This is a genomic window from Streptomyces sp. NPDC049687, assembly GCF_044465285.1.
GTDB lineage: Bacteria > Actinomycetota > Actinomycetes > Streptomycetales > Streptomycetaceae > Streptomyces.
In genome coordinates, this window is the sequence record NZ_JBITLN010000004.1 from 329876 (window position 1) to 342782 (window position 12907).

The 12907-nt window shown below is 71.8% G+C and carries 1 protein-coding gene (only partly in view); it reads left to right on the forward strand.

Annotation, left to right across the window (positions count from 1 at the left end):
* The first annotated feature begins 164 nt into the window (after positions 1-164).
* Positions 165-12907, forward strand: partial view of a hypothetical protein gene (locus ACIBVL_RS15785; RefSeq protein ID WP_399097709.1) — the 5' end (the start) only. It continues 14740 nt past the right edge of the window; 12743 of the gene's 27483 nt are visible here — the first part of the coding sequence; it begins with the start codon at positions 165-167; the stop codon falls past the right edge of the window.

The window sequence follows — 12907 nt, forward strand, 5'->3', positions numbered from 1 at the left end:
TCCGTGTCGCGGAGGAGCGTCGCGCCGAGCAGATCCGCGCTGAGATCCTTGCTGAGGAGCGCCGCGTCGCTGAGGAGCTCCGCGCCGAGCAGATCCGCACCGAGCAGATCCGCGCCGAGGAGACCCACACCCCCGAGCAAGTACCTCCCGCTCAGAACACCCCCGTGCTCGAGCCAGTGGTCGGGTCCTCGTCGGGAGACGAGCAAGCCGAGCTGCCGTGGTACGTGGAGCACGGTGCTCTGGGAGAGGTGACCGTTCACGACGCGGAGACGTTCGGCGAGGACGTGGCACGGCAGTGGGCGGATCGGGTCGCGTACGAGGTGACGCGGCCGGGGGACAGTACCGCGCTGATCAAGGGCATTTACGACGCGCTCCGCGGGCTGCTGGTGGGCGCGCCCGCGCCGGGGACGGAAGAGCACCGCGGGGAGGACGAGCACGCCTCCGCCGGGCCCGCCGCCGTGTGGGACAAGGCGCTGCAGCAGGGCCTGCTGCTGGTGGCCGACGGCCGTTTGGTGTGGCTGCGGCCGGTGCTCAAGGAACTCACGCCCGCCCCGCCGGAGCCCCAGGAGGCTTCGGCGCCGCGTGAGTACAAGGTGTCCTTCGCCGGGCTGTCGTCCACCTCCAAGACCGCTGTCGAACGGCCGCACGGCATCGACATCGTCCCGCTGACGATCATGTCGATCGCCGCGGGCGCCGGCACCCTGCTGCCCGTGATCCCGCTGATCGGAGCCGAGTGGGGCACTAAGCAGTCCACGGAACTGGAACGCAACGTGGTGGCGGGCCGCAAGGTCTTCGTGAAGGACACCCTCCGGTTCCAGGCGGGCAGCGTGCACGTGCACGTCTTCGTGGACGGCGAGCGGCGCCCCTACATAACCGGGGACGAGCAGTTGGTCGTTCCGGCCAAGGTGACGGTGGACCTGCCGTCGGACTTCGCCCAACCGGGCGGCCCGCGCCTGACGACGGTGGATGAGCCCACCCAGCAGGGCGCCGACGTGTTGCGCCCGCACCACGCCCGCGAGGTGATCAACGCCATCGACCTCGTGCCGGTGGCGGCAGAGCTGCAGCGACGCCTGCGCTCCGAGGGGCTGCCCGCCGAATCGGTGCGGAAGGTCGTCGAGACGGTCATGTCCCGCCTCAACGAGAAGTCGGCCCGCAACCGCAGCAGGCACCTGCTCGGCAACGGCGTGCTGACGAACCGGGTGAGCGTCCCCGCGGGCCGGAAGCGGTTCCGCGGCCACTTCGCCATCCGGGCCCACATTCACGATCTCCAGTACCTGGGCGACACGCCCGGCATCGCGGTGCGTGAGGACTCCGGTATCGGCATCACCGCCGCCCGTTCGCGGGCGGACAAGGGGCGCCTGTCGCTCGGGGTGGCCAGCACCGGCGGAAAAGCCGGCAAGGTCCAGTTCATGCCCTCCGCCTCGCTGGCGTACGACCGCGGCCGGAGCGCCGGGCACGGCCTTACCGAAGTGGCGATGAGTCACACCGTGCTGAACGCCACCAGCGAGCAGGCCCGGTACCGGGCAGGGCTGCGGGTGACGATCGAGGTGCGGTCGGACACCCACCACCTCGCCCCCGTGGAGCACGTCGTCGACGCGGAGATCGGCGTCCCGGGCCGGGAGGCGGCGGACTTCGAGAAGCGGCTGCTGGGCGAGGACGCGCCGCCGCTGCGGCAGGAGGCACCCTCCTTTGAGGGCCCCGTCGACGCGCAGCCGAACGTCGCGCGGTTGCTGGCTCTGGCCGCGGAGCACGGGGTGGAACTGCCGCAGTCCGCCTACCACAGGCCCCCGCGCCTGGACGCCCCCCTGCCGCAGCCGCATCCGCGCGAGCCCCTGGCGCTGGCGTCCCGGCTCGGTCAGGGCTTCGGCATGGGAATCGCCCTGCCTGGCGCGGAGCTGGTGCTCCAGCAGATCCGCACCGTGCTGGCCACACTGCACCGGCAGAGGTCGGGAGGCCGGAAGGCCGACTGGTCGAAGGCCGACTCCGAACTGATGGCGTGGTTCGACCGCCCGGCGCTGGAGGGCGACCTGCCGCGCCTGCTGGCGGGTGTGTCGCACGGGATCACCCTGGGCGGCCGTACGTACGCCGTTTCGGTGGCGGCGCGTCTGCTGGAGCGGGTGCACGGCCTGACCGACGTGGACGCCTACCCGATGGTCGTCAACGCGCGGGCCCTGGAGAGCGCCGCGGCGTCCGGCACCCGGGAGACCTCCTGGGGCGTCAGCTTCCAGCTCGGCGCCCGCCTGAACGTGAAGCTCGACAAGAAGCGGCGCCTGCAACTGGGCAACGCCGGCGTGTCCGTCGGCGGCGGGCGGGGCCGGAGCAGCGAGTTCTCCGGCGCGGCCAAGTCGTACCGGCGCACGGAGACGGTCGGTTCCGTCGACGAGCACGTCTACAACGTCGTCTACGAGCTGTCGGTGCGCTCCTCCGGCCATACGCCGCACCGGTGGTGGATCGACCGGCCCGGCGACGTGGTGGCCCGCGTCGTCGTTCCGCACCAGCACGTCGCGGCGCAGCCGCCCACCGCGGAGGCCATTGGCGCGGCCGGCCGGGTGATCCCCCTGGAAGGGTTGCCGGAGACGGCGACCGGCTTCCGCCGCGGCGGCGTCGCCGGCGTCTTCCCGGCCTTCCTCGCACCCCGCGAACTGCCGCTCACCGCGGCACAGCTGTACCAGCAGGCCGCCGGCCTTCCCGACAGCTGGCTGGAGGACTGGGGGAACTGGCCCGCCGAGCTGAGCCGGACCTTCTCGTCCACGGACCTGGCGGCCCACTTCGCGGAGCTGGCCGGACCGAGCGGCCTTGTGGTCGACCTGCCCGACGCCGACGGATGGCACCACATGCTGCGGGTCCGGATGGTGGTCACCGAGCCCAGGCACCTCACCGCCCACGCCGCCAGGGGCGAGGAGGTGGAGATCGAGCAGTACTCGCAGGGTCAGGCGCAGCACAAGAGCGGCAGCTCGAAGGAGCGCTCGAGCGGACTGAGCGCCAGCGCCGGTATGCGGTTCACGGTCGGTGACGAGCACAAGGACGAGAACAAGGACGAGAACAAGGACGAGAAGAAGACGCACTCGACGCCCCCCCAGCTCTCAGCCATCGGCAAGGCGCGCTGGGAGTGGGGCCGCAGTAGCGAGAAGAGCACGAGCGTGGGGCCGGTGGGCATCACCCGTGCCACCTACGGCGGTGTCTCCCACACCTACCGCGCGGACCCTGTGTTCGAGCTCACCGTCCACCGGTGGAGGGGCCGCCCCTTGGTCGACCGGCTGATCGGTGTTCCCCAGAACCTGATCCGCAGGACGCAGGTCGTCCGGGTCGCGGACGGACTGGAGTTCCTCGTTCCCGAGCGGCGGATCCCGGATCTGGGCCTCCCGCTGCCGCCGGACGTTCAGATGGCGCCGCCGCACGCGCCGACTGGCCACGTGGACCCCGCGCTGCTGCCGGGGGCGAGCCACGCCGAGGCCGTGGACGCCGATGGTGTGCTGGAGCTGATGAAGGGGTGGCTCACCGAGCAGGGCCTGGTGAAGGACCACGGCAACGAGCGCCAACCGAACCAGCTGTTGCGCGAACTGGAGCGGTCTTTCTCCTCCGAAGCCCTGCTCAGCCAGTACTCGGTGCTGACGGGCGGCGGCGTGTCACGGTGGCTCGCCGTGCCCTCCGCCTTCGGCGCCCGCTACCTGTGGGTGCGGGTCACCGCGGAGGCGGGACGGCCGATGGAGCAGCTCGACCGGCCCGAGGTGAAGCTGACGCTGCGCAACCAGGTGATGCAGTCGACCGGTGAGTCCGGGACGAAGTCCTCCGGATGGCAGGCCTCCGTCGAGAGCCGTAACCGATTCGGCACGGAGTTCCACCACGGGCCGGACACCGAGACGGGATCCAGCCCGCAGATCGAGGGCGGCCAGGAGAAGAAGCCCGAAGAGGAGAACGAAAAGAAGATCCACTACGGGCCGGAGTTCGAGGCGGGCTACAACCGGCAGACCGAGCGCGGCCACGAGAAGTCCGAGAAGAAGATGGAGATCTACCGGGCGCAGACCCGGGAGGGCTCCGTCGAGTTCGGCTACGAGCTGACGTTCCGCGTCCGGATGGGCCTCGCCCGCGATCTGCCCGACGTGCTCCGCGCCCCCCTGGGCGCGGTGCGCGGCACCGCGCTGGCGGTGGCCGGCTGGACCGGGCACCGCCAGGATGCGGCGACCTGGTGGCAGGCCCACGAGGCGTTCGTCAAGCACTTCCCGGAGCCGGGGTCGGAGAACGCCGACGCCGGCACCGTCCCCGGCCATGTGCGCCTCCTGGTCCCGCGCCACCTGGTCACCCCCGGCGAGCTGCCGCACGCTCCGGCCCGCTCCCTCGGCACCGACCCGGTGTGGGAGCCGGCCGGCGACCGGCAGCAGCCGTCCGCCAGCGCGACGCCCCCGACCCTGCTGGAGCGGCTGCTGACGGACGGCCACCCGTGGGCGCTGCCCGCGGCCGCCGCGGTGCACAAGTGGGCGGCGCTGGCCGCTGCCCCGTCCCGGGTGCAGCGCGAGAACCTGGAGGCCGCGGCCCCGGAGACCTGGAACGTGCCCGGGCCGCACATCGCGGCCGGTGTGGCGTACGCCCACTACACGGGCGAGAACATGCTGCGGGCGAGCTTCGGGAAGCTGCTGCAGCACAAGTACGAGGTGCCGGTCGGCAAGCGCAGTGTCACCGTCGGTATCGACGTGACCAGCGTCATGCGCATCGGCCCGGCGAACCCCGTCACTTTCAAGGCCCGCCATTACACCCAGGCCCACGAGTCGGAGAAGGCCCCGGTCAGCCAGTCCTCCCAGTGGTTCATCGGGGTCGGCCCGGATGCCGGTCAGGAGACCGACAGCGGTCCCAAGTTCGTCAACCGCGACCCCTACTCCTACGCGTGGGAGCGCAGCCAGGAACTCGCGGGCGAGGCGGAGGACGTCGACGAGACCAACCGGGAGCGGCCGAACCAGCCGTTCGTCTACTACAAGGCCGCCCTCGGCCTCGTCCTGACCAGCCGCCGCGGACAGCTCCGGGTAGCCGTCCCCGACGGCCTGTACTTCATGCTCCCGGCCGACATGGCCCTGGACGAGCCGGTGAAGCAGACCGGGCCTGCCGTGCTACCCCCGATCCAGGAGGAGTCGGTAACCAATCCGCTGGGGAGCGGTGAGTCCGGCGTGCATGTGCTTTCGAAGGTCTCACCGGATGCAGTGGTCGTGCTGGACGGGGCCGGGCCGACGTCGCTGGAGAGCCACAGGAAAGGCGAAGGCGACTACGAGAAGGTCGAGGTCCGGGAGCTGGCGCCGCCGTCGGCGGAGCTCCGGCGGTTCGCGGTGACGTTCGGCAAGCTGGACGAGCGTACGGCCGGGGTCCTGTGGGGTGAGGCGGCGCGGATCACGGCGGAGCACAACCCGTTCGACCTGACGGTGGCCGAGGGTGGCGATTCGCTGCTGGAGCGGGATCCGGAGCAGTACTGGGCGACGATGCGGGTGGCCCAGGAGCTGCATGAGCGCACGGGCGCGCCGGACCGGCACGAGCGGGCCGTCGCGGTGGCCAAGACCTTGGCCGGGGAACGGGGCGTCGACGTGTCCCGGTCTGGGCTGCGGGGCGGTGCCATCAGCATCTCGAGCTCGTCGACGCCGCTGGAGCTCGTCGCCGAGTACGAGGACATCATGCTGCCCGGCACCGATCTCGTCATCCGGGTCGATGCCGAGTCGGGACAGTTGCTGTCCGTGGTGTCCGCCGGGGAGGGGGCCGATACCGACGTCCGGGTCGAGCCGACAGAGGACGGCGGGCTGCTGGTACACGTGGAGGGCCTGGCGGGCGGCGGCCCGGTGACCTGGCGTTACGGCGCCGACCGGGTGCTGGAGTCGATGGAACGGCCGTTGGTCGCGTACCGGGGCAACCCGCTCGACGGTCAGCGAGTGAGGTTCGGCTTCGGGCCGGACGGCGATCTGCAAGCGGTACGGGTGGTGCCGCAGGGCGGTGCCGGGACCCCGTTGCACGCCGAGGTGCTGCGGGGCGAGGCGGCCGGGCGGCTGCCCGGTGGATTCCGGGTGACCGATCCGCGTACCTCGACGGAGTACTACTTCGACCACGCGGCACGGCAGGTGCGTGCTCCGGAGCCGGTCACCCGGCACATCCTCTTCGACGGAGGATCGAGCCGGCTGTCCGCGGACGCCTGGCGGGCCATCGACGCACTCGCAGAGAGCACGGCCCAGGAGGCTGTGACGGCCGCCGACCAGGAACGGTCCGGGACCGTCGTGTCGATCAGCGGTCACGGCAACGGCACCATGCTCGGGCGGCCCCACTACGGCCGGGCCATCCGACGGGGCCAGGAACGAGCGGAGGCGGTGGCCGACGCCTTCACCAAGAGCCTGCGCCACCACCTTGAGGCAGCAGGAGCGCCCCCGGAGCTGCACACCCGCTTCAACGTCGTCGTCACCTCACGCGGCCGCGAGTATCCGGCCGGCACGAGTACCGCCGGCGGCCCGGCCGCCCTTCGCCGCGCGGTCATCACCATCAGCCACCCGACCAGCCACCCGAGGCCGACCCTGGCAAGCCTCTTCGCGGAGTCACCCCTACGGGAGACAGCGCAGCCGACCGGGGACGGGACAGGTCCCGAGGTCATCCGTGACCCGGAGCAGACGCACACCGCTGAGGAGCTCCGCGTCGCTGAGGAGCTTCGTGTCGCGGAGGAGCGCCGTGCCGAGCAGATCCGCGCTGAGATCCGCGCTGAGGAGCTCCGTGTCGCTGAGGAGCTTCGTGTCGCGGAGGAGCGCCGTGCCGAGCAGATCCGCGCTGAGATCCTTGCTGAGGAGCTCCGCGTTGCTGAGGAGCTCCGTGTTGCGGAGGAGCGCCGTGCCGAGCAGATCCGCGCTGAGATCCTTGCTGAGGAGCTCCGTGTCGCTGAGGAGCTTCGTGTTGCGGAGGAGCGCCGTGCCGAGCAGATCCGCGCTGAGATCCTTGCTGAGGAGCTCCGCGTTGCTGAGGAGCTCCGTGTTGCGGAGGAGCGCCGTGCCGAGCAGATCCGCGCTGAGATCCTTGCTGAGGAGCTCCGTGTCGCTGAGGAGCTCCGTGTTGCGGAGGAGCGCCGTGCCGAGCAGATCCGTGCCGAGCAGATCCGCGCCGAGGAGACCCGCACCCCCGAGCAAGTACCTCCCCCTCAGAACGCCTCCGTGTCCGAGCCAGTGGTCGGGTCCTCGTCGGGAGACGAGCAAGCCGAGTTGCCGTGGTACGTGGAGCACGGTGCTCTGGGAGAGGTGACCGTTCACGACGCCCGCCCGCTCGACGAGGGCGTGGCACGGCAGTGGGCGGATCGGGTCGCGTACGAGGTGACGCGGCCGGGGGACAGTACCGAGCTGATCGAGGGCATTTACGACGCGGTCCACGGGCTGCTGACGGGAGCGCCGCAGGCCCACGGCGACGAAGAGCACGCCGCCACCCCCGCCGCCGTCTGGGACAGGGCGCTGCAGCGCGGCGTGATGCTGGTGGCCGGCGACCAGGTGGTGTGGGTGCGGCCGGTGCTGAAACAGCTCGCTCCCGCCCCGGCGGATCCTCAGGCGGACGCGGCGGTGCGCGAGTACCAGGTGTCCTTCGCCGGGCAGTCGTCCACCACCAAGAGCGGGACCGACCGGCCGCACGGCGCCGCCCTCGTCCCGCTGACGATCCTGTCGATCGCCAAGGGCGCCGGCTCCCTGCTGCCCGTGATCCCGCTGGTCGGAGGCCAGTGGAGCCGCGGGCAGGCCACGGAACTCGAACGCAGTGTGGTGGCGGGCCGCAAGGTCTTCGTGCGGGACACGCTCCGGTTCCTGGCCGGCGGAGTGCACCTGCGCGTCTTCGTGGACGGCGAACGGCGCCCTTACGTTTCCAGGGACGAGCAGTTGGTCGTTCCGTCCGAGGTGACGGTGGATCTGCCGTCGGACTTCACCCGGCCGGGCGGGCCACGCCTCCAGACGGTGGACGAGCCTGTCCAGCAGGGCGCCGGTGTGTCGCGCCCGCACCACGCCCGCGAGGTGATCAACGCCGTCGACCTGGTGCCGGTGGCGGCCGAACTGCAACGGCGCCTGCGCTCCGCGGGGTGGTCCGCCGAGGCGGTGCGGGAGGTCGCGGAGACGGTGCTGTCCCGCCTCAACGAGAAGTCGGCCCGCAACCGCAGCCGGTACCTGCTCGGCAACGGCGTGCTGACGAACCGCGTGGACGTCCGCGTGGGCTGGGGCCGGTTCCGTGGCCGCTTCGCCATCCAGGCGCGGATCCACGACCTGCAGTACCTGGGCGACACCCCCGAGATCGCGGTGCGTGAGGACTCCGGCGTCGGCATCACCGCCGCCCGTTCTCGGATGGACAAGGGGCGGCTGTCGCTCGGCGTGGCCAGCGGCGGCGGAACCAAGGGCACGGTCCAGTTCCTGCCCTCCGCTGCTCTGACGTACGACCGCAGCCGCAACGCCGGGCATGGTCTGGCCGAGGTGGCGATGAGCCACACCGTGCTCAACGCCACCAGCGAGCAGGCCCGCTACCGGGCGGGACTGCGCGTGACGGTGGAGGTGCTCTCGGAGACCCACCGCATCGCCCCCGTGGAGCACGTCGTCGACGCGGAGATCGGCGTCCCCGGCCGGGAGGCGGCCGACTTCGAGAAGCGGCTGCTGGGCGAGGACGCGCCGCCGCTGCGGCAGGAGACGCCGGCCCTGGAGGGTCCCGTCGACGCGCAGCCGAACGTCGCGCGGTTGCTGACTCTGGCCGCGGACCACGGGGTGGGACTGCCGGAGTCCGCGTACCTGAGGCCGGCGCGGCTGGACGCCCCACTGCCTGCGCCCCACCCGCGCGAGCCCCTCGCGCTGGCCTCCCGGCTCGGTCAGGGCTTCGGCATGGGCATCGCCCTGCCCGGCGCGGAGCTGGTGCTCCCCCAGATCCGCACCGTGCTGGCCACACTGCACCGGCAGCTCAGGGGCGGCCGGACGCCCGACTGGTCGAAGGCGCAGGACGACCTGGTCACCTGGTTCGACCGCCCGGCGCTGGAGGGCGACCTGCCGCGGCTGCTGGCGGGCGTGACGCACCGGATCACCGTGAGCGGCCGGAGTTACACGGTGTCGGTCGGTGCGCGCCTGCTGGAGCGGGTCTCCGGCCGGACCGACGTGGACGCCTACCCGATGATCGTCAACGCGCGGGCGCTGGAGAGCGCCGCGGTGACCGGCAGCCGGGAGACCTCCTGGGGCGGCGACCTCCAGGTCGGCGGGCGGCTGGGCGTGAAACTCAGGAAGAAGCTCCGCCTGCAGGTGGGCAACGTGGGCGTGTCGGTCGGCGGTGGGCGCAGCCGGACCAACGAGTTCTCGGGTGCCGCAAAGTCGTACCGACGCACGGAGACGGTCGGCTCCGTCGACGAGCATGTCTACAACCTCGTCTACGAGTTGTCGGTGCGCGCGTCCGGCCACTCGCCGCACCGGTGGTGGATCGACCGGCCCGGGGACGTGGTGGCCCGGATCGTCGTGCCGCACCAGCATGTCCCGGCGCAGCCGCTCACCGTCGACGACGTCCGCGCGGCCGGCGAGGTGCGCCCGCTGGCCGAACTGCCCCGGACGGAGACCGACTTCCGCCGCGGCGGCGTCGCCGGCGTCTTCCCCGTCTTCCTCACCCCCCGTGACCTGCCGCTGACCGCGGCACGGCTGTTCCAGCAGGCCGACAGGCTCCCCGACAGTTGGCTGGAGGACTGGGGGAACTGGCCCGCCGAGCTGAACCGGACCTTCGCGTCCACCGAACTGGCGGCCCACTTCGCGGAACTGGTCGGACCGAGTGGCCTGCTGGCCGACCTGCCCACCACCAAGGGCGGATGGCACCACATGCTGCGCGTCCGGATGGTGGTCACCGAGCCCAGGCACCTCACCGCCCACGCCGAGCGGGGCGAGGAGGTGGAGATCGAGCAGTACTCGCAGGGACAGGCGCAGCACGAGAGCGGCAGCGGGAAGGACCGCTCGATCGGCCTGGACGCCGGTGTCGGTCTGCGGTTCGAGGTCGGTCCCGAAAAGAGGAAACCGGCGCAGCACGAGAGCGGCAGCGGGAGCGAAGGCTCGCTCGACCTGGACGCCGGTGTCGGTCCGCAGTCCGAGGCCGGTCACGAAAAGGCGAACTGGAAGCATGCCAGGCTCACGGCCATCCAGAAGGTGGGCTGGGAGTGGGGCCGCAGCAGCGGGGAGAGCACGAGCGCGGGCCCGGTGGGCATCACCCGTGCCACCTACGGCGGTACCTCGCACACCTACCGCGCGGACCCGGTGTTCGAGCTCACCGTCTTCCGCTGGAGGAGCCCTGGCCTGCTCGACCGGCTGAGCGGCTTCGGCCGCGGCATGACCAGCACGACCCAGGTCGTCCGGGTCACGGACGGACTGGAGTTCCTCGTACCCGAGCGGCGGATCCCGGATCTGCGTCTCCCCGTGCCGCGGGAGGTGGCCGTGGCGCCGCACGAGCCGACAGGCTACGTGGACCGCACACTGCTGCCGGGAGTGAGCCACGCCGAAGTGCTGCGCGCCGACGGTGTGCTGGACCTGATGAAGGGGTGGCTCGCCGAGCAGGGCCTGGTGAAGGACCGCGGCGACGGGCACCGGCCGAACCTGCTGCTGCGCGAACTGGAGAGGTCCTTCTCTTCCGAGGCCCTGCTCAGCCAGTACTCGGTGCTGACGGGCGGCGGCGTGTCGCGATGGCTCGCCGTGCCCTCCGCCTTCGGCGCCCGCTACCTGTGGATGCAGGTCACCGCTGAGGTGGGGCCGCCGCGGGAGCAGCTCGACCGGCCCGACGTGCGGCTGACGCTGCGCAACCAGGCGGTGCGGAACACGGGCACATCCACGGCGACGTCCTTCGGATGGGAGACCGCCTTCGTGGGGCGCGCCCTGTTCGGCGAAAACACCCATATCGGCCCGGAGATCGAGGTCGGCTACCACCGGGAGACCGAGACCGGCCACGAGGAGTCCGAGAAGGAGATGGAGATCTACCGGGCGCAGACCCGGGAGGGCTCCGTCGAGTTCGGCCACGAGATGACCTTCCACGTCCGGATGGGGCTCGCCTTCGAGCTGCCCGACGTGCTTCGCGCTCCTCTCGGCCTGGTGCGCGGCAGCGCGCTGAAGGTGGCCGGCTGGACCGGGTACCGCCAGGCGGCGGCGGACTGGTGGCAGGCCCACGAGACGTTCGTCAAGCGCTTCCCCGAGCCGGAGAACACCGACGCCGGCACCGTACGCGGCGAGGTGCGTCTCCTCGTCCCGGGCCACCTGGTCACCCCTGGCGAACTGCCGCCCGCGCCGGCCCGTGCCCACGGCACCGACCCGGTGTGGGAGCAGGCCGTCCGCCGGCCGCAGCCGTCCGTCGCCGCGACGCCCGCGCCCCTGCTGGAGCGGCTGCTGAACGACGGCCACCCGTGGGCGATGCCCGCGCACGCGGCGGTGCACAAGTGGGCGGCGCTGGCCGCGGCCCCCTCGCGGGTGCAGCGCGAGAACCTGGAGGCGGTGGCCCCGGAGACCTGGAACATCCCCGGGCCGCAGATCACGGCCGGCGTGGCGTACGCCCACTACACGGGCGAGAACATGCTGCGCGCGGGGCTCGAGAAGCTCCTGAAGCACCAGTACGAGGTGCCGGTCGGCGATCGCGTCGTCATCGTCGGCATCGACGTGACGGGCGTCACGCGCATCGGCCCGGCGGACCCCGCCACCTTCAAGGCCCGTCACTACACCCAGGCCCACGAGTCGGAGAAGGACCCCGTCAAGCAGTCCTCCGGGTGGTCCGTCGGGGCCGGTCCGGAGACCGGTCGGGACTGGGAGGAGGGCCCCCGGTTCATCGGCCGTATGCCGTTCACCTACGGGTGGGACCGCAGCCAGGAGACCTCGGGCGAGGCGGAGGACGTCGAGGAGACCAACCGGGAGCGGTCGAGACAGCCGTATCTCTATTACAAGGCCAAGCTCGGCCTGGTCCTGACCGGCGGCCACGGACAGCTGCGGGTCACCGTCCCCGACGGCCTGTACTTCATGCTTCCGGCCGACGCGGACCTGACCGAGTGGACGGAGCCGACCCAGCCGCTCAGGCTCACGACGGTTGAGGAGGAATCGGCGCCCGAAACGACGGAGACGGGCGGGGCCGAAACGACGGAGACCGGCGGGGCCGAAACGCACCAGCCCTCGCAGGCCCCGCCCGAACGGGGGACCGCACCGGGCGAGTTCGCCCGGACGCCGCAGGAGATGGCGTGGCCGGCGGCGGATCCGGTGCTGCCGGAGCAGTGGCAGCACCGGCGGTCCGAGGCGCCGGGCGCTCAGCTGCGGACCGAGCGGTTCGACCCGATGCGCGGAAAGCCGCTCGCGGACGGCTGGCTGCCCGGGAACAAGACCAGGATCCGCGCGACCATCCGGCGGATCCAGGCCGAAGACCTGCGCTGGGTACGCGATGTGACGCTGCATCTGCCGGTGCGCCTCGGCGAGGGCTTCACGCCCCAGATGCTGCCGGAGTTCGAGCGGCGCTGGCGTGCGGCGCTGGACGGCTACTTCAACACCGGTCTGCAACTGCCGCGATCGGGCGACCAGTTGCACGTCGGCCTGCAATTGACTCCCGTCTCCGACAACCGGGAGGCCACCGAGCTGAGCATGTCGCCCGACCCGGGGCGGTGGGACCAGTTGCACTTCCGGCTGCAGTCCGAGAACCAGGCCCTGGACCCGGCGGAGCGGCAACGGGTGCAGCAGCGCAACGACCTGCTGGGCCTGCACGAGCTGGCGCACTTCGTCGGCTTGCCGGACACCTACTTCGACCCGGAGTTCGTGTTCCGCAACACCCCCGGGAAGTCCACCGACACCGGCATCATGGCCAGCCACGCCACAGCCCCGGACACCGGTCTGCCCAAGCGCTACCTGGAGATCATCGAGGGCACCATCGACTCCGGCCCCGTCGTGCGGGACCACCCCCTGCC